Source organism: Kitasatospora sp. NBC_01246, assembly GCF_036226505.1.
GTDB lineage: Bacteria > Actinomycetota > Actinomycetes > Streptomycetales > Streptomycetaceae > Kitasatospora.
In genome coordinates, this window is sequence record NZ_CP108484.1 from 3,299,606 (window position 1) to 3,316,956 (window position 17,351).

Consider the following 17,351-nt stretch of genomic DNA (forward strand, 5'->3'; position numbering starts at 1 on the left):
GCCGATGACCGCCGAGACCTTCGCCGCCGCCCCGCGGTCCGTCGCCGCCCCGGGCCGGGCGCCCGAATCCCGGAACGCCCCGGACGCCCGGAGCGCTTCCGACGCGGACGCCCGGAGCGCTGCCAAGGCCCGGAACGCGCTCGCCGCGCGGGCCGCGCGGGAGCTCCGGGACGGCCAGTACGTGAACCTGGGGATCGGCCTGCCGACCCTGGTCCCCGGTCACCTCCCGCCGGGCGTGCGGGTGGTGCTGCATTCGGAGAACGGCGTCCTCGGCGTCGGCCCGTACCCCCTGGAGGGCACCGAGGACCCCGATCTGATCAACGCGGGCAAGGAGACCGTGACCGTCACCCCCGGCGCCTCGTACTTCGATTCGGCGTTCTCCTTCGGCATGGTCCGGTCCGGTCGGATCGACGTCTCGGTGCTCGGCGCGATGCAGGTCTCGGCCGCCGGCGATCTCGCCAACTGGATGATCCCGGGCAAGACGGTCAAGGGCATGGGCGGGGCGATGGATCTCGTGCACGGCGCCCGCCGGCTGATCGTGGTCATGGAGCACACCGCCCGGGACGGTTCGCCGAAGATCGTCGAGGAGCTCTCGCTCCCGGCCACCGGGCGGGGTGTCGTCGACCGGATCGTCACCGACCTGGCCGTCGTCGACGTCACGCCCGGCGGGCTGCGCCTGGTCGAGACGGCGCCGGGCGTCTCGTTCGACGAGGTCCGCGCCGCGACCGGCACGGCCCTGCTGCCGCCGTCCTGACCGAGGGACCCGCGCGGAGGCCGGATCACCCGTACGGCGGTCCGGCCTTCGCTCGTCCGTCCGACCGGCCCGCGTACGCGGGGCAGGAATCATCCCCTCGTCACACCAACTCGGGCCGCATGGCCGGGAATCGTCATATCCTCACCCCCGCGCGATGATCGTTTCCAGGACTGGTTGCGATCACGTCAACCCTCCGGGAGAGTTGGGGCAGCCAGAAGGTCCCGCGCACCCGGAAGGGAGTCCGGAGAGCGCGCCGGGACCCCGCCTTCGAAGTGGCCGGACGACCGCGCGCGATGATCGGTCGTACACGTTTCACCGATGCCGCCCGGGAGCCGCCCGGCGACACCGCAGTCGCCCGGGCGGCGCCCCGCTTCGAAGGCCAGGCTCCGGGGGGAGCGGCCTTCCAGGACGCCCAGGCACAGCCACTGGGCATCGGACCGCACACCTCCGGTCGGAGCACGCACGATCGAGCCGGCCCGAGCGGCCGGCCTTGGGGGGAGCCACAGTTGGTCAAGCAGTTCTCGCGGCGCCCGCGCGAAGAGAGCGCGCCCGGTGCTCCCCTGGCCGTCCCCGAAGCCCCGTACGACTACGCCCACTTCAGCCGACTCGCCGGCCCGGCCACCACCCCGGGCGGCGGCGACACCCCCGGCCCCTACCGCGTCCGCTACCAGAGCCTGCTGCGCCGGGAGCCGCACCGGATCCGGGCCGCGCTGCTCCTGCTGGCCGCCCCGGCGGTCGAGTCGGTGCTGCTGGTCTGGCTGCTGCTCCCCGGCCACTGGCCGGTCCGGCCGGGCGAGACGCACGCCTGGCTGCTGATCGCCGACAAGGCGATGGTCACGATCATCGCGGTCGTCGAGCTGTTCCGCCTGGTCAACGTCGTCTCCAACACCCACGCCACGCTGGTCGCCCGCGACCCCGTGCCGGTCACGCCCGAACCGGGCACCCGGGTCGCGTTCCTCACCACCTGCGTACCGGGCAAGGAGCCGCCGGAGCTGGTGCGCACCACACTGGTCGCCGCGCTCGCCGTCCGGCACCACGGACCGTACGACGTCTGGCTGCTCGACGAGGGGAACGATCCCGCGATGCGCGCGCTCTGCGCCCACCTGGGCGTGCGGCACTTCAGCCGGCGCGGCATCGGGCCGTGGAACCGGCCCGAGGGGCGGTTCCGCGCCGGGAGCAAGCACGGCAACTACAACAGCTGGCTCCAGGCCCACGGCGCCGCCTACGACTTCTGGCTCTCGGTGGACACCGACCACGTCCCGCTCCCCGAGTTCGGCGAGCGGATGCTGGGGTACTTCCGGGACGAGGACGTGGCGTTCGTGGTCGGCCCGCAGGTGTACGGGAACTACCGCAGCTCGGGTTCGGCGGTCACCCGGTTCTCCGAGAGCCAGCAGTTCCTGTTCCACGCGCTGATCCAGCGGGCGGGCAACCGTTACGGCGCGCCGATGTTCGTCGGCACCAACAACGCGGTGCGGATCGGCGCGCTGCGGTCGATCGGCGGGCTGTCCGACTCGATCACCGAGGACATGGCGACCGGGCTGGAGTTCCACCGCCGCCGCAACCCGGCCACCGGGGCGCGCTGGCGGTCGGTCTACACCCCGGACGTCCTGGCGGTCGGCGAGGGCCCCTCCTCCTGGACGGACTTCTTCTCCCAGCAGCTCCGCTGGAGCCGGGGCACCTACGAAACGCTCCTGACCCAGTACTGGCGGGCCGCCTGGCGGCTGTCGCCCGGCCGGCTGCTCAACTACACGCTGATGGTCTGCTTCTACCCGATGGCGGCGCTGACCTGGCTGCTCGGCGGGGTGTCGAGCGTGCTCTACCTGGGCTTCGGGGCCTCGGGGGTCCACGTCTCCTCGGAGATCTGGATGATGCTCTACAGCGACGCGGCCGCCCTCCAGGTGCTGCTCTACACCTGGAACCGCAAGCACAACGTCAGCCCGCACGAGCCGGCCGGGTCGTCCGGGGTGGCGGGCATGGTGATGTCGGCGCTGTGCGGGCCGATCTACGCGGCCTCGCTCCTCCAGGCCCTGCTCCGCCGGCGCAGCCGGTTCGTGGTGACACCGAAGGGCCACTCGGCCAGCCCCGACCGGGTGGCGACGTTCCGCGTCCACCTGTTCTGGGCGCTGGTGTTCGGCGGGGCGGTCACGGCCTCGTTCTTCACCGGCCACGACCACCTCGCCATGCGCACCTGGGCCTGCCTGGCGCTGCTGCTGAGCCTGCTGCCGATGCTCGTGCTGGCCGCCGACGCGGTCCGCCGCGGGCGGACCCGGCCGACCTCCACGCTCACGGTCACCGGCGCCGCCGCCCCGAGGGTCCCGCGGCAGCCCCGGGCCGGGGAGCGTGCCGGGGCCGCCCCCGGCACGCAGAGCACCGAGGCCACGGCACCCGCCGCCACCGGCCGCTGACCCCCGGCCGCTCAGCCCCGGCCCGTCGAACCAGCCCGTCGAACCAGCCCGTCGTCGCGCCGCAGTAGGAGGGACCACCCACCGTGAGGATCCGCAACGCCGGCCGGACCAGGCGCTTCGCCCTCGGCAGCACGGTCGCCCTGACCGTGGCCGGGATGAACGCGCCGGCCGTCCTCGGCTTCGCCCACGAGCAGTACCACCAGTACGTGATCAACCGCCCGGCCTACAAGGCCGAGTACGGCCACTGGCAGACCGTCGTCCTCCCGGCCGAGTTCCGGATCAACGCCGTCCACGCCAGCCTGCTGCGCACCGGCAAGGTGCTGATCATCGCCGGCTCCGGGAACAGCCGGCGCAGCTTCGACGCGGGCTCCTTCAAGAGCCTGCTCTGGGACCCCGCCGCCAACACCTACCGGCGGATCCCGACCCCGGCGGACATGTTCTGCGGCGGCCACACCGCGCTGCCCGACGGCCGGCTGCTGGTGGCCGGCGGCACCCTGCGCTACGAGGCGCTGGACGGCGCCGTGAAGAAGGCGGCCGGCACCATGCGGGTGCGCAACGAGAACCCGGACGCGGCCCGCACCTTCCCCAAGGGCACGGTGTTCACCGGTCCCGGCGGCCACACCTACCTGTCCACCGCCGAGGTGACCGTCCCGGCCGCGACGAAGACCGGCGCCGGCGACCGGACGGTGGTGAAGGCCGGCGAGCAGCACGTGTTCGTGGAGGCGGTGGCGGCGGGCACCGGGTCCGTCGAGGACTCCCCCGCCCAGTACGCGATCAAGGGCCTGGACGGCGCCGACGCCCGCAACCTCTACGGCATGGCCGACCGGCTGACGCTGGAGAAGCAGGACTTCCAGGGCATCCGCTCCGCCTTCGAGTTCAACCCGGACACCGAGCTGTACGAGCAGGTCACCGACATGGCGTACGCCCGCTGGTACCCGACGCTCACCGGGCTGGGCGACGGGCGGGTGGTCACCGTCTCCGGGCTGGACGACACCGGGCAGATCCTCGGCGGCAACGACAACGAGATCTACGACCCGGCCCGCAAGACCTGGTCGAAGGCGCCCGACCGCTACTTCCCGACCTACCCGTCGATCTTCCTGACCGCCTCCGGCAAGCTCTTCTACTCCGGCTCCAACGCGGGCTACGGCCCGGCGGACCAGGGCCGCGACCCGGGGCTCTGGGACCTGCGGGACAACAGCTTCCAGCCCGTCCCGGGGCTGCGCGACCCCGCGCTCACCGAGACCTCGTCCTCCGTCCTGCTGCCGCCCGCCCAGGCGCAGAAGGTGATGGTGCTCGGCGGCGGGGGCGTCGGCGAGTCACCGCTCTCCACCGCGCGCACCGACATCGCCGACCTCTCCGCCCCGAAGCCCGCCTTCACCCCCGGGCCGGACCTGCCCGCCGGCGGCACCCGCTACCTCAACAGCGTGATCCTGCCGAACGACACCGTGTTCACCACCGGCGGCTCCCGCGACTACCGCGGCAAGCACCGCAGCGACCTGCTCAAGTCGCAGGTCTACCACCCGGACACCAACACCTTCAGCGCCGCGGCCGAGCCGACCGTCGGACGCGACTACCACTCGGAGGCGCTGCTGCTGCCCGACGGCCGGGTGGTGGTCCTCGGCTCCGACCCGCTCTTCGCGGACAGGGCCGACACCGAACCGGGCACCTTCGAGCAGCGGATCGAGATCTACACCCCGCCGTACCTGTTCCACGGCGCGCGGCCGCGGGTGACCGACGCCCCGGCCGGCGCGAAGCTCGGCACCACGCTCACGGTGGGCACCCCGGACCCGGCGGGCATCGCCACCGCCAAGCTGGTCCGGCCGAGTTCGGTCACCCACGCCACCGACGTGGAGCAGCGCTCGGTGGCCCTGGACGTCGGCACGCGCTCGGCCGGCGGGGTCGCCCTCACCCTGCCCGGCAACCCCGATCTGCTGCCGCCCGGCTGGTACATGCTGTTCGTGACGGACCGGGCCGGCACCCCCTCGGTCGCGCGCTGGATCCAGGTGACCGCCTGATCCCAGGGCGCCCCGAACGGCCGTCGCGCCCGAACACCCGGCGTTCGGCACGCCCGGCTACGCGCCCCCGCGCGCCAGCCCCAGGGCGTACGGCAGCCAGAACTCGCCCGCCCGGGGCTCGCCGCGGCCGCACTCGCCGTCCGACTCACCCGGGTTCTTGATCCACAGGTACGCGTCCACCCCGGGCCGGCCGGTGGCGGCGGTGGGCGGCTCGCCCAGCGCGCGGCCGGGCGGGTTGCACCAGGCCTCGCTGCTCAGCGGGCCGTTGCCGTTGCGGCTGGTGTCGATGACGAAGTGCTTCCCGCCCAGCGCGGCGGAGAGTTCGGCGCCGTACGCCGCGTCGCGGTCGGTGCTGTAGAAGTTGGAGACGTTCACGGCGAAGCCGTCCGCCACGGCGACGCCGGACTTGCCCAGCGCCCCGGCCATCGCCGACGGGTCCTGGGCCCAGCCGGGGTTCCCCGCGTCCAGGTAGACCCGGACCTGCGGACGCTTCTTCAACTCCTGGACGGCGAAGGCCAGCAGGCCGTACCGCTCGGCGGCGGTCTCGCCCTTGACCCCGCAGCCGTCCAGGGTGTGCGCGACGGCGTCCGGCTCCAGCACCACCCAGGCCTTGCGGTCGCCGATCGCCTCGGCGACGCCGGTGATCCAGGAGCGGTAGGCGGCGGCGTCGGCCGCGCCGCCGGCCGAGTACTGGCCGCAATCCCGGTGCGGGATGTTGTACGCGACGAAGACCGGGGTGCGGTCCACCTCGGCGGCCAGACGGCTCAACTGCTCGACGCTGCCCCGGGCGGCCTGGTCGACGAGCCACTGCGAGGAGGGCTGGGAGGCGATCCCGGCGAGGGTGTCGGCCTCGGCCGTCCGGCCCTGACCGCGCAGCGCGGCCAACTGCCGGGCCGCGGACGTCCGGTCGGACACGTAGAACGTCTGACCCGGCAGCTGGACGGGCCCGGCGCCGGCGGCGCCGCCGCTCGCCGTGGTGGAACCGGTGGGCGCGGGCGCCGCGGCGGACCCTGTGCCCGCACTCCCCGGCGGGTCGGCCGAACTCCCGCCGCCGCAGCCCGCCACCCCTGCCGTCAGCCCCAGCAGCGCCGCCCCCACGGCCAGCCGGAACCCCGCCCCTCGCCATACCCGGCGCACGTACCGCCCCTCCCAGACCCGGTCCGGCGACCAGGTCGGCACCCAGCTTCGCACACCGGGTACCGGCCTCCGGCCGACGCCGGTGAACGGCCGGTGACGGCGGGCCGGCGCGACGCCCGGCCCGCCGTGCGGTCAGTCCTGCTTCAGGTTCGGCACCTGCCAGTCGATCGGGTCGACGCCGAAGCCGGCCAGCGCCTCGTTGATCTGCGAGAAGGGGCGGCTGCCGAAGAACAGCTTGGCGGAGAGCGGCGACGGGTGGGCGCCCTGGACCACGACGTGCTTGGTGGTGTCGATCAGCGGCAGCTTCTTCTTGGCGTAGTTGCCCCAGAGCACGAAGACCACCGGCTCGTCGCGCGCGCTCACCGCCTTGATCACCGCGTCGGTGAACTTCTCCCAGCCCTTGGCCTTGTGCGAGTTGGCCTCGTGCGCGCGCACCGTGAGCACCGCGTTGAGCAGCAGGACGCCCTGCTCGGCCCAGTGCATCAGGTAGCCGTTGTCCGGGGCGGGGATGCCCAGGTCGGCGTTCAGCTCCTTGAAGATGTTGCGCAGCGACGGGGGCGTCCGGGTGCCCGGGAGCACCGAGAAGCTCATGCCGTGCGCCTGGCCGTCGTCGTGGTACGGGTCCTGGCCGAGGACGAGCACCCGGACCTTCTCGTAGGGCGTGGCCTCCAGCGCCGAGAACTCCTGCCCGCTCGGCGGGAAGACCTGGTGCTCCGCGCGCTCCGCCGCCACGAAGGCCGCCAGCGCGGCGAAGTACGGCTGCTCCGCCTCGGCGCCCAGCACCTCGCGCCAGGACTCCGGCAGCTCCAGCCCGCCGACCGCCCCTGCTTCGGCCCCGCCTGCTTCGACCCCGGCTGCCTCGACCACGCCTGCCTCGACCGTGTCCGTCACGACATCAACCTCCCACCGGACGGCCGCTCACCGCCGCACCGCCCCGACCTCCGGCGTACCGCGCCGCTTGCGCCGCCCGCCCTCTTCCACACCGAACGCTACACAGCTCCACCGACAACTCACTCCGCCGCGGCGCCCGCACCCACCGGCTCGACACCGGGCGGCCCGTCACCGACCGCGGGGACGGCGGCGGCGGCCCGCGCCACCCGGACGTGCTCGACCACGTTCAGCGCCACCACCAGCACCGCCAGCACCACCAGGACGACGAGCGCCGGCAGCCGCACCATCGCCGGCACCAGGGCGAACACCACCGCCGCCGCCACGATCCGGGTGGTCGACACCGCGCGGAACATCATCCACCGGGTGTAGCCGAAGGTCAGCAGGTACAGCCCGCAGCCCCCGTACAGCAGCGCCACCGAGCCCGCCCCGAGGGCCCGCCGCGGGTCGGCCACCGTCTCGCCGAAGCCGACCGCGACCGCGATCACCCCGGCCACCAGCGCGAGGTGGCCGTACTGGAACACCCGGCGGATGACGTCCCGGCGGGAGTCCGCGACGGTCACGGCATGCCGCATGGCGTCCGCCGCGTAGACGAAGTACTGCCACCAGAGCCCGGCGGAGATGGTGAACGCCGCCGCCACCGCGGCCAGTTCGGCCGCGTCGAGGCGGACGGCGGCGGCCGTGGCGCCGATCCCGACGATCGACTCGCCGAGCGCCACCAGCAGGAACAGCGCGAACCGCTCCGGCATGTGCTGCGGGTGGTACGCCACCTTGGCCAGCCGGTTGCGGAACAGCACCGGGCCGGACAGGTCGCAGAGCGCGCCCAGCGTCCAGAGCACCAGCCGCGGCCCCTCCGGGAGCAGCCCGCCCACGAACAGCAGCGGCCCGCTGACCAGCACGCCCACCCCGTACGGTCCGCGCCAGACGCCCGGGACGCGGATCAGCAGCACCAGCAGCAGCACCCGGGCCGCCCAGTAGCCGGCGCCGAGCAGCACGCCCCGGCCCTCGTAGGCGCCGGGCACGGCCAGCGCCATGAAGAGGCCGGCCAGGCCGACGGCGAGGATCCCGAGGCGGTCCCTCGGGGTGTCCACGTCGCGGATGTTGGCCTGCACAGTGGTGCCCACCCAGCACCAGTACACCGGGACGAACACCACCAGCGCCCGCGCGACGCCGCCCCAGTCGTGGTGGTGGTGCAGCAGGCCGGAGACCTGCGTGACCGCGAAGACGAAGACCAGGTCGAAGTAGAGCTCCGCCCAGGTCACCCGCTTCTCGTCGATGGACTCCCCCGCCGTACTCATCCCGCCCCCTCCTCCGCATACGCAACAGGCGCACGCAAACGGACGGGCCCCGCCCGGCCATCGGCCGGGCGGGGCCCGCGTCATCAGAGCAGAGGCTAGACCAGGTCGACCAGGTCCGCGATCGACTGGACGACCCGGGTCGGCCGGTACGGGAACCGCTCCACGTCGGCGGCGGCGGTGAGGCCGGTGAGCACCAGGATGGTCTCCATGCCGGCCTCCATGCCCGCCACGATGTCGGTGTCCATCCGGTCGCCGATCATCACGGCGGTCTCCGAGTGGGCTCCGGCGCTGTTCAGCGCCTCGCGCATCATCAGCGGGTTGGGCTTGCCGACGAAGTAGGGCTCGACGCCCGTCGCCTTGGTGATCAGCGCCGCGACCGAGCCGGTGGCCGGCAGCACGCCCTCGGTGGACGGGCCGGTCTCGTCGGGGTTGGTGCAGATGAAGCGGGCACCCTGGTTGATCAGGCGGATCGCCTTGGTGAGCGCCTCGAAGCTGTAGGTGCGGGTCTCGCCGAGGACGACGTAGTCCGGGTTGTTGTCGGTCAGCACGTAGCCCGCCTGGTACAGCGCGGTGGTCAGGCCGGCCTCGCCGATCACGTAGGCGGTGCCGCCGGGGCGCTGGCCCTTGAGGAACTTCGCGGTGGCCAGGGCGGAGGTCCAGATGCACTCCTCCGGCACCTCCAGGCCCATGCCGGCCAGGCGCGCGCTGAGGTCGCGCGGGGTGTAGATCGAGTTGTTGGTGAGCACCAGGAAGGGCTTGCCGGACTCCCGCAGCCGGCGCAGGAACTCCTCCGCGCCGGGGATCGGCGTGCCCTCGTGGATGAGGACCCCGTCCATGTCGGTCAGCCAGGACTCGATGGGCTTGCGCTCTGCCACGTGCGTGTCTCCCGAAGTTGCAACGTCTTGCGATGGTCGTACCAAATCTGCGGCGCACCGCCGTCACCGTTGCGCCTCCCACCGGCCGGACCCACCTCGGGACACCGGACCGCCGGGGGTACTGCTGGCTGCCCCAACGGGGCACAGCCTAATCCGCACACCAGCCCGACGGCAGTACGTCCCGCCCACCGGAACGCCCAGGTCCGGACGACCGCGCCGGAGCCCGCCCCGGGACCCGCACCGGGCCCCGGGCCGGGACCGGCTCCGGACGGGCTCCGGTACCGTCCTGCGGATCTCCCGCCTCAACGGCTCCTTAAGCCGCCCCTAACCTCTCTGAGCGCCCCTCAGCAGGCCCCCGCCGCCCGGCTAGCGTGAACCGCACCACCCTCACCCCGCTCCCGCGAAGGAGTCCCCTCACCATGCCCGTGCGCCACCGCCTCCCCGCCGCCGTCCTCACCCTCGCCGCCGCCGGCCTCACCGTCGGGGTCGGTGGCGGATCCGCCGCCGCGCACGGCTCGATGCAGAATCCGCTCAGCCGGATCGAGGGCTGCTACCTGGAGGGCGCCGAGCACCCGAAGTCGGCGGCCTGCCGGGCCGCCGTGGCCGCCGGGGGCACGGCCGCCCTCTACGACTGGATGAGCCTGCGGATCGGGGACGCCACCGGGCGCCACCGCGAGCTGATCCCGGACGGCCGGCTGTGCAGCGCGGGCTCGGACCTGTACAAGGGCCTCGACCTGCCGCGCGCCGACTGGCCGGCCACCAACCTCACGGCCGGGTCGGACTTCACCTTCCGCTACCGCGCCACCGCGCCGCACCGGGGCACCTTCCAGCTCTTCGTCACCAACGCCGGCTACTCCCCGACCAAGCCGCTGACCTGGGCGGACCTGGAGCCCCAGCCGTTCCTCACGGTCACCGACCCGCAGCTGACGGACGGTTCCTACGTGCTGCCCGGCAAGGTCCCGGCGGGGAAGACCGGGCGCCAGCTGATCTACGCGATCTGGCAGCGCTCGGACAGCCCGGAGGCGTTCTACTCCTGTTCGGACGTGGTCTTCGACGGCAGCGGCACCGCACCGACGACGACACCCGCGACGCCGCCCGCCCCCGCTCCGGGCGGCACCGCCCCGGCTCCGTCGTCCGGGCACCCCGCCGGGCACGACCACACCACCGCTCCGGCCACGCCGACCGCCGCCCCGACGGCCGCGGCCACCACCCCCGCCGCCTCCGCCACCACGCCGCCGCCCACGGCCGGCCCCGCCGCGGTGGCCGGCCCCGGTTCCACCACGCAGGCTCCCGCGCAGGCTCCTGCGCAGGCCGCCGCGCCCGCCCCGGTGCCGGCCACCGATCACGAGCGGCTCGCCCAGACCGGCTCCGACCGCTCCCTCGGCGTCCTGGCCTCGATCGGCTCGGCCTTCCTCCTGGCCGGCGCCGTCGTCGCCGTCATCCACCGTCAGCGCCGCCGCACCCCGGGCGCCCACGCCCGCTGACCCGCCCGCCGGCCCCGGCCACCCCGGACCGCCCGCTGACCCCGACCACCCCGGACCGACCCGCCCCCGGACCGCCGGGACGCCCGCCGCCCCACCGGCGGGCGTCCCGGTCGAACCACCCCGGCCGCCTCACCGTCCGTCACACCGAGGGCACCGAAACCGGGGCCAATCGGATACCTCGTGCTGGCGCACCGTGATTGAGTAAGGCGCATGAGCCCCTCCTCACGCCCTTCCCGCGACCACGACGGCCCCTTCCGTGTCGGCCTGATCGGCTACGGTCTGGCCGGATCCGCCTTCCACGCCCCGGTGATCGCCAGCACCCCCGGCCTCCGGCTGGACGCGGTGGTCACCGCCAACCCCGACCGCCGCGCCCAGCTGCGCACGGACCACCCCGGCGCCCGTGCCGTGGACACCCCGGAGCAGCTGCTGGCCGACCGGGACGCGCTCGACCTGATCGTGATCGCCTCGCCCAACCGCACCCACGTCCCGCTCGCCCGGGCCGCGCTGCGCGCCGGGCTGGCCACCGTGGTCGACAAGCCGCTGGCCGCCACCGCCGCCGACGCGCGGGAGCTCTGCACGCTGGCGCGGTCGCAGGGCGTCCTGCTCTCCGTCTTCCAGAACCGGCGCTGGGACGGCGACTTCCTCACCGCCGCCCGGCTGGTCCGCGAGGGCGCGCTGGGCCGGGTGCACCGCTTCGAGTCCAGGTTCGAGCGGTTCCGCCCCAAGCCCAAGGCGGGCTGGCGCGAGCTGGCCGACCCGGCCGAGGGCGGCGGCACGCTGTACGACCTGGGCAGCCACCTGGTCGACCAGGCGCTCACCCTGTTCGGCCCGGTCGAGACGGTCTACGCCGAGATCGACACCCGACGGGACGGCGCGGTGGTCGACGACGACGCCTTCCTCGCCCTCACCCACGCCTGCGGCACCCGCTCCCACCTGTGGACCAGCGCCATCACCCCGCTCGTCGGGCCCCGGCTGCGGGTGCTCGGCGACACCGCCGGATACGTGAAGTTCGGCATGGACCCGCAGGAGGAGGACCTCCGCGCCGGTCAGCGCCCGGACGGCACCGGCCGCGCCGGGGCGCCGTGGGGCGCCGACCAGCCCTCCCGGTACGGCACCGTCGGCACCGACGAGGACGCGACCACCGTCCCGACCGACCTGGGCGACTACCCCGCCTTCTACGCGGGCGTCGCCGCCGCCCTGGCCGACCCGGGCACTCCGCCGCCGGTCGACCCGCTCGACGCCGTGGCCACCCTGACCGTCCTGGAGGCCGCCCGCACCTCGGCCGCCACCGGCACGACCGTCCGGCTCGGCTGACCCCTTCCGGGGGCGCGGCGCGGCCGGTCGGACCCGGTCGGCCCCGGCTGGAGTCGGCCGGACCGAGTCGGATCCGGTCAGATCCCGATGACCTCGACGGCCGCGCCGAGGCCCCGGAAGTCCGCCACGTTGCGCGTGTACAGCGGCAGCCCGTGCGCGGAGGCGACGGCCGCGATCATCAGGTCGATCCGGCGCGGACGCGGCTGGCGCCCGGCGGCGATGGTCAGCGTGACCAGCGTCCCGTACCGGGCGGCGGCGGCCGCGTCGAAGGGCAGCGGGTCGAAGTCGGCCATCGCCGCGCCCAGCACCTCCAGCCGCGACGCCCGGCTGACCGCGTCCCGGGCCATCGAGACGCCCTGCTGGAGCTCGGCGAAGGTGATCGCGGTCAGCTCCGGCACGGCCGGCAGCTCGGCCGGGTTGAGCAGCGCCAGGTCGATGTAGACGCAGGTGTCCAGCACCCCGGCCGGTCGGCGCCGGGGCGCCCTGCGCCGCTCAGCCACGCCGCCGCTCGAAGGGGTCGTCGCCGTCGTCCCCCACCAGCTCCTCGGGGCCGAAGTACTCCTCGGCCTCCTTGCGCATCTGCTGGTAGTCCACCCGCGGCAGCTTCACGTGCCGCGCCACCAGTTCCTCGGCCGTGAGCCGCCGCCGCTCCGCGACCGGCCGCAGCTCCGCGACCTCGACCCCGTTCCTGGTGATGTGGAAGGTCTCGCCCGCCTCCACCGCGTCCATCACCGCGGCGGAGTTGTTCCGGAACTCCCGCTGGGTAATCGTCTTCATCCTTCCAAGGTAGCCCCGGGTAGCACCGCTGGCTACGGTGCGCGGGAGCGCCGGGGCCGCCCGCCGTGAGCGCGCGCTCCCCCGGGAGCGCCGGGCGTCGTACCATCGTCGACAACGCCCGGACTCGGTGCCGCCGAGCACGGCGCGTCCGTCGGCACACCGGTCGGTTCATCAGCCGGTACGCCCGGCACTCGGTGCCCGGCACTCGGCACTCGGCACTCGGCACTCGGCACTCGGCAGGAGAGGAGCTCACCGTGGGATTCGTCGCGATGCTGCTCGGCCTGCTCCGGGTGCTGACCGGGGAGGCGCTCACCGACGGTGGGACGCTGACCTCGGTGGCCGCCGCCGCGGCCGTGGTGCTGCTGGCCGGCGCCGTCGCGGGCACGCTGGCCGCGGCCCGGTTGCTGGGCGCGCGGGCGCCGGCCGCCGTCCGGGACGGGACGCTGCGGCGCCGGGCGCTCCGGACGGCCTTCCTCCCGCAGCGCGATCCCGACGCCCGGGGCAGGCGACGCCCCAGGGCCCCGGGCGCGGCCCCGGCGGCCGCGTAACCACCCCTTTCTCCACCGCCGTCCACGCGGCCGCCCTCCGCCGATCACTCATGTCCTGAGACGCTGAGACCCCGGAGGGCTCGCTCCACCATGTCCGTTTTCGCAGTGCTCGACCCGGCCGTCGGCCTGGCCCACGACGTCGTCGCCTCCCTCGCCCAGCTGGTGCCCACCGCGCTGGCGATCGTCCTGTTCACCGTCTGCGTCCGGCTCGCCCTGCACCCGCTGGCGCGGGCGGCCGCGCGCGGCGAGAAGTCGCGGGCCCGGCTCGCGCCGAAGGTCGCCGAGCTGAACCGCAAGCACAAGGGCAAGCCGGAGAAGCTCCAGGCCGCGCTCGCCGAGCTGTACCGGGAGGAGAAGGCCTCGCCGTTCGCCGGGTGCCTGCCGATGCTGATCCAGATCCCGTTCTTCTCGGTGATGTACCGGCTGTTCACCACCCCGAACGACCTGCTCGGCCACACCCTCTTCGGCGTCCCGCTCGGCCTGCACGCGGGCAGCGCGCAGAGCGCCGCGCAGTGGGTGGTGTTCGGCGCGCTGTACGCCGGGCTGGCCGCCGTGGGGTACGTCAACTTCCGCCGGGCCCGCCGTGCGCAGGCGGCCGCTCCGAAGCAGCCGGCACAGCCGGGACAGCCCGGGCAGGCCGGACTGATGGCGGTCATGCCGTACCTGTCGTTCGGCACCGTGCTGTTCGCGGCGCTGGTGCCGCTGGCCGCCGCGCTCTACCTGCTGACCACGTCCGCCTGGTCGGCCGCCGAACGCGGCTGGCTGCACCGGGGCGGGACCGCGCCGGTGCCGGCGGTGGCGCTGATCTGACCGGCGCGCGGCGCACGGTCCGGCGGCGGGTGGGGCCCCCGCCGCCGGGGCGGCTCAGGCGCGCAGCAGGTTGCCGATCACCGCGCGGGCGATCGTCGCCGGGTCCTCCCCGGCGCGGTCGGGCAGGCTCCCGCTGTTCCACAGCTGGGCGAAGCCGTGGACGATCGACCAGGCCGCCAGTTTGAGCTCGCGCTCCCGCGCGTGCTGCGGGGCGGACGCCGCGAGCGCGGCGGCGAGGGCCTCGTCGGCGCGGGCCCGGGCGGCGGACAGGTGCGGGTCGTCCGGGTGGTAGAGGCCGGGCTCGAACATGACCGTGAAGTGGGCGCGGTGCCCGACGGCGAACCGGACGTAGGCGATCCCCGCCCCGGCCAGGTCCGGCCCGGCAGCGCGTACCGCGTCGGCGAGGAGCTCGTACCCCTGGGCGGCGAGTGCGGTGAGCAGTCCCGCCTTGTCGCCGAAGTGGTGGGCGGGGGCGGCGTGGGAGACGCCGGCCCGGCGGGCCAGCTCGCGCAGGCTCAGCGCGGCGGGCCCGCTCTGTTCGATGGCCGCGGCGGCGGCGGCGAGCAGGGCATTCCTCAGGTCACCGTGGTGATAGGGCTGAGCAGACATGCCCCGATCATAACTTTCCATTGACAAGATGGCGCGGCCGCACCTAACTTGATGGTGTCAAGATGCCCTGCACGCAGGGCACCACCCGCACCTTCGGAGGCCGAGATGGCACCCCTGATCGCTCTTGTCGCCGGATTCCTGGCCGCCCGCCTGGCCGGACTGGCGGGTGTGGACGTGCTCGACGGCTGGCACCCCGCCCTGCGGGTCGGACTGGCCGCGATGTTCCTGCTCACCGCGTCCGCGCACTTCCTCCCGCGCCTGCGGAGCGGACTCGTCGCCATGGTCCCGCCGGACCTGCCCCGGCCGGAGCTGCTGATCACGCTGACCGGCCTGCTGGAGCTGGCCGGCGCCGTCCTGATCCTCGTCCCGGCGACGACCAGGTTGGCGTCCGCGGGTCTGATCCTCATGATGATCGCGATGTTCCCGGCGAACGTCTCGGCCGCCCGCCGCCGACTCCCCGGCGTCACCCCGATCGGCCCCCGCACCGCTCTCCAGGTGCTGTTCGTCGCGGCCGCCGCACTGACCTTCGCGGGCTGATCCCGTGCCCTCGCGCCTCCGCGCCGGCCCGGCGGCGCCACTTGGAGACCCGCCCCGGACCGTGGCCACGGCAGGCCGTAGCCTTTGATCGTTTCTGAGTCCGGCCGGACAAGGTGGAGGAATTCGTGAAGGTCGCAGCCCCGACGTTGGCCGAGATGCGGGAGGTCTGCCAGCCGCAGGCCAAGATGCAGAGCCGCAACGGTGAGCACTGGGCGGGCCGCCTCTACATGCGCCGGATCTCGCTGCGGACGACGCGGCGGCTGGTGCGGACGTCCGTCTCGCCGAACACCCTGACCTGGGTGATGGTGGTCTGCGGCGTCGGCGCCGGGGCCGCCCTGGTGATCCCCGGGCTGACGGGCGCGATCCTGGCCGCCCTGCTGTTCCAGGGGTTCCTGCTGTTCGACTGCGTCGACGGCGAGGTGGCCCGCTGGAAGCGGCAGTTCAGCACGGCGGGCGTGTACGTCGACCGGCTCGGCGCCTACCTGGCCGATGCCGCGCTGATGATCGGTGCGGGCATCCGGGCCGCCCGGGGTGGGTCCGACCTGTGGATCTCGGTCGGCCTGGCGACGGCGCTGGGCGTCGTCCTGCTGAAGGCCTCCACCGACCTGGTCGACGTGGCCCGGGCCCGCAGCGGGCTGGCGCCCGCCGACGAGGAGTCGACCCAGCCGCGCTCGCAGGGCATCGCCACCGCGCGACGGTTCGCCTCCATCTTCAAGATCCACCGGGTGACCAACGGCATCGAGGCCTCGCTGGTGCTGCTGGCCACGGCGGTGGCGGACGCGGCGGTCGGCGACCTCGGGCCGACCCGGATCGCGCTGGCCGCGATCGCGGTGATCACCTGGGGGATGGTCGTCGCCCACCTGGCGTCGATCCTCTCCTCGTCGCGCCTGCGCTGACCGGCCACCGGACCGTCCCGGCGCGGTCGGCGGCGTCGCGGCGCAGGGCGTCGCTCCTCGCCTGGCAGACCGCGCCGACGACGGCGGACAGGACGATCAGGCTCAGGAGTCCGAGCACGGCGGACTCGTCGAGATGGCGCCGAGGGGCCTGCCGCAGCGCCAGCCCAGCCGCCAGGCGAGGCCGTGCATGAGGTCCTCGGCCTGCCGGGTGGTGAGACGGAAGACGAGTTGCTCGTCGGGATCCGCACCGACGGGGTCGTCGACGGCCAGCCGGAGCTGGACGGCGGCGTCCGGGGAGGGTTCGACGGCGAGGTAGGGGACGGTGGTGGTGGCGGCCTCGTGAGGCCGCGGGGGAACGGGCAGGTGGACGACGTTCACGCGACGGCGTCCAGCTCGAACCAGACGGCCTTGCCGCGCTTGCAGGGCTCGGCGCCCCACCGGTGGGTGAGGCCCTCGATGAGCTGGAGGCCGCGCCCGCACTCGGCGAGGTCGGAGGGGTGGCGCTGCTCAGGCAGCTCGCAGCTGTCGTCGTTCACGGAGACCCGCAGCGTGGTGTCGTTGATGAACACCAGGACGACTGGCGAGGACGTCCGGCCGTGCCGCCAGGCGTTCACGATGAGTTCGGCGAGCGCGAGTTCGGCGTCGGCGATGACCTCGGGGTGCCAGCCGCTCCGCGCCATGGCGCTGCGGAGGCCCTCGCGGGCGAGGGTGAGGGAAGGGGAGTTGCGATTACACACGGGGAATCTCCCTGCGGTGTAGGGGGGGCACACCGGTGAGGGTGTCGCCGTGAGCAAGTCCGCAGCGGCGCTGGAAGGACCACATACGGATGCTCTTCGGTGCCCGGGCAGCAGGTACCAACTGCCCTAGGGGTTGGCGTTACTGACAACCCGTTCGGTGAGCGGTGCATCACAGACTGTAGGGCATGCGAGGGACATGTACCACCCGGTCTAGTACATGTCCCTCTCTGCAACTGGACTCCCAGCACGGTCGCGATGGATGCTTGA

The 17,351-nt window shown here is 74.0% G+C and carries 18 protein-coding genes; 9 read left to right on the forward strand and 9 right to left on the reverse strand.

Translation table 11 applies throughout. The features are described 5' to 3' along the window. Positions 1 to 4: 4 nt before the first annotated feature. From OG618_RS14310 to OG618_RS14320, 3 genes are all read left to right on the forward strand, one after another. Positions 5 to 754 carry a 3-oxoacid CoA-transferase subunit B gene (locus OG618_RS14310; protein WP_329487791.1) on the forward strand — a complete coding sequence of 250 codons (750 nt, stop codon included), beginning with the start codon at positions 5 to 7 and terminating at the stop codon, positions 752 to 754. A 293-nt stretch (positions 755 to 1,047) separates the two neighbouring features. Next, a complete protein-coding gene (locus tag OG618_RS14315; RefSeq protein ID WP_442906793.1) occupies positions 1,048 to 3,159 on the forward strand; it encodes a glycosyltransferase family 2 protein in 2,112 nt (703 codons plus the stop codon). A gap of 83 nt (positions 3,160 to 3,242) precedes the next feature. Beyond that, the gene (locus tag OG618_RS14320; protein WP_442906794.1) at positions 3,243 to 5,174 is read left to right on the forward strand and encodes a galactose oxidase-like domain-containing protein; all 1,932 of its coding nucleotides are present in this window, start codon (positions 3,243 to 3,245) and stop codon (positions 5,172 to 5,174) included. 57 nt (positions 5,175 to 5,231) lie between these two features. Here the strand turns inward: OG618_RS14320 and OG618_RS14325 are convergent, their stop codons facing one another. The 4 genes from OG618_RS14325 to OG618_RS14340 all read right to left on the reverse strand — a co-directional run bounded on the left by OG618_RS14325 (position 5,232) and on the right by OG618_RS14340 (position 9,372). Further along, positions 5,232 to 6,365, reverse strand: coding sequence for a glycoside hydrolase family 6 protein (locus tag OG618_RS14325; protein ID WP_329487792.1), 1,134 nt, complete (start codon positions 6,363 to 6,365; stop codon positions 5,232 to 5,234). A gap of 78 nt (positions 6,366 to 6,443) precedes the next feature. Then, complete coding sequence (locus tag OG618_RS14330) at positions 6,444 to 7,121, reverse strand: uracil-DNA glycosylase (protein WP_329492109.1); 678 nt, start codon at positions 7,119 to 7,121, stop codon at positions 6,444 to 6,446. Positions 7,122 to 7,321: 200 nt separating this feature from the next. Then, positions 7,322 to 8,497, reverse strand: coding sequence for a low temperature requirement protein A (locus OG618_RS14335; protein WP_329487793.1), 1,176 nt, complete (start codon positions 8,495 to 8,497; stop codon positions 7,322 to 7,324). Between the two features lie 95 nt (positions 8,498 to 8,592). After that, on the reverse strand, positions 8,593 to 9,372 hold the full coding sequence (locus OG618_RS14340; protein WP_329487794.1) for an HAD-IIA family hydrolase: 780 nt from the start codon (positions 9,370 to 9,372) through the stop codon (positions 8,593 to 8,595). Positions 9,373 to 9,791: 419 nt separating this feature from the next. Between OG618_RS14340 and OG618_RS14345 the strand changes: the two genes are divergently transcribed. Further along, complete coding sequence (locus tag OG618_RS14345; protein WP_329487795.1) at positions 9,792 to 10,856, forward strand: lytic polysaccharide monooxygenase auxiliary activity family 9 protein; 1,065 nt, start codon at positions 9,792 to 9,794, stop codon at positions 10,854 to 10,856. A gap of 210 nt (positions 10,857 to 11,066) precedes the next feature. Continuing rightward, the gene (locus OG618_RS14350) at positions 11,067 to 12,170 is read left to right on the forward strand and encodes a Gfo/Idh/MocA family protein (protein WP_329487796.1); all 1,104 of its coding nucleotides are present in this window, start codon (positions 11,067 to 11,069) and stop codon (positions 12,168 to 12,170) included. A gap of 77 nt (positions 12,171 to 12,247) precedes the next feature. Here the strand turns inward: OG618_RS14350 and OG618_RS14355 are convergent, their stop codons facing one another. After that, positions 12,248 to 12,670, reverse strand: coding sequence for a type II toxin-antitoxin system VapC family toxin (locus tag OG618_RS14355; RefSeq protein WP_329487797.1), 423 nt, complete (start codon positions 12,668 to 12,670; stop codon positions 12,248 to 12,250). Further along, positions 12,663 to 12,947 (reverse strand): type II toxin-antitoxin system Phd/YefM family antitoxin, encoded by a 285-nt coding sequence (locus OG618_RS14360; protein ID WP_329487798.1) that lies wholly within the window; start codon positions 12,945 to 12,947, stop codon positions 12,663 to 12,665. Before OG618_RS14360 ends, OG618_RS14355 begins: the two co-directional genes overlap by 8 nt. 254 nt (positions 12,948 to 13,201) lie before the next feature. On the opposite strand from OG618_RS14360, the gene OG618_RS14365 reads away from it, so the two are divergent. Next, on the forward strand, positions 13,202 to 13,495 hold the full coding sequence (locus tag OG618_RS14365) for a DUF6412 domain-containing protein (protein WP_329487799.1): 294 nt from the start codon (positions 13,202 to 13,204) through the stop codon (positions 13,493 to 13,495). 90 nt (positions 13,496 to 13,585) lie between these two features. Beyond that, positions 13,586 to 14,305: a YidC/Oxa1 family membrane protein insertase gene (locus tag OG618_RS14370; protein WP_329487800.1), complete on the forward strand. Its 720-nt coding sequence runs from the start codon at positions 13,586 to 13,588 to the stop codon at positions 14,303 to 14,305. Positions 14,306 to 14,359: 54 nt separating this feature from the next. Here the strand turns inward: OG618_RS14370 and OG618_RS14375 are convergent, their stop codons facing one another. Then, on the reverse strand, positions 14,360 to 14,914 hold the full coding sequence (locus OG618_RS14375) for a TetR/AcrR family transcriptional regulator (protein ID WP_329487801.1): 555 nt from the start codon (positions 14,912 to 14,914) through the stop codon (positions 14,360 to 14,362). A gap of 105 nt (positions 14,915 to 15,019) precedes the next feature. Between OG618_RS14375 and OG618_RS14380 the strand changes: the two genes are divergently transcribed. Further along, positions 15,020 to 15,451 (forward strand): DoxX family protein, encoded by a 432-nt coding sequence (locus tag OG618_RS14380; RefSeq protein WP_329487802.1) that lies wholly within the window; start codon positions 15,020 to 15,022, stop codon positions 15,449 to 15,451. Between the two features lie 155 nt (positions 15,452 to 15,606). Then, positions 15,607 to 16,347 carry a CDP-alcohol phosphatidyltransferase family protein gene (locus tag OG618_RS14385; RefSeq protein WP_329492110.1) on the forward strand — a complete coding sequence of 247 codons (741 nt, stop codon included), beginning with the start codon at positions 15,607 to 15,609 and terminating at the stop codon, positions 16,345 to 16,347. A 102-nt stretch (positions 16,348 to 16,449) separates the two neighbouring features. Here OG618_RS14385 and OG618_RS14390 read toward each other — a convergent pair whose 3' ends face one another. Both OG618_RS14390 and OG618_RS14395 read right to left on the reverse strand, forming a co-directional pair. Continuing rightward, a complete protein-coding gene (locus tag OG618_RS14390) occupies positions 16,450 to 16,725 on the reverse strand; it encodes a hypothetical protein (RefSeq protein WP_329487803.1) in 276 nt (91 codons plus the stop codon). After that, positions 16,722 to 17,084: an ATP-binding protein gene (locus OG618_RS14395; protein ID WP_329487804.1), complete on the reverse strand. Its 363-nt coding sequence runs from the start codon at positions 17,082 to 17,084 to the stop codon at positions 16,722 to 16,724. Before OG618_RS14395 ends, OG618_RS14390 begins: the two co-directional genes overlap by 4 nt. Positions 17,085 to 17,351: the final 267 nt, after the last annotated feature.

Coding starts and splice junctions, on each gene's coding strand:
- OG618_RS14380 (WP_329487802.1), top strand. CDS start 15,020: ATGGCACCCCTGATCGCTCTTGTCGCCGGATTCCTGGCCGCCCGCCTG.
- OG618_RS14350 (WP_329487796.1), top strand. CDS start 11,067: ATGAGCCCCTCCTCACGCCCTTCCCGCGACCACGACGGCCCCTTCCGT.
- OG618_RS14385 (WP_329492110.1), top strand. CDS start 15,607: ATGCGGGAGGTCTGCCAGCCGCAGGCCAAGATGCAGAGCCGCAACGGT.
- OG618_RS14360 (WP_329487798.1), bottom strand. CDS start 12,947: ATGAAGACGATTACCCAGCGGGAGTTCCGGAACAACTCCGCCGCGGTG.
- OG618_RS14375 (WP_329487801.1), bottom strand. CDS start 14,914: ATGTCTGCTCAGCCCTATCACCACGGTGACCTGAGGAATGCCCTGCTC.
- OG618_RS14335 (WP_329487793.1), bottom strand. CDS start 8,497: ATGAGTACGGCGGGGGAGTCCATCGACGAGAAGCGGGTGACCTGGGCG.
- OG618_RS14345 (WP_329487795.1), top strand. CDS start 9,792: ATGCCCGTGCGCCACCGCCTCCCCGCCGCCGTCCTCACCCTCGCCGCC.
- OG618_RS14370 (WP_329487800.1), top strand. CDS start 13,586: ATGTCCGTTTTCGCAGTGCTCGACCCGGCCGTCGGCCTGGCCCACGAC.
- OG618_RS14315 (WP_442906793.1), top strand. CDS start 1,048: ATGATCGGTCGTACACGTTTCACCGATGCCGCCCGGGAGCCGCCCGGC.
- OG618_RS14310 (WP_329487791.1), top strand. CDS start 5: ATGACCGCCGAGACCTTCGCCGCCGCCCCGCGGTCCGTCGCCGCCCCG.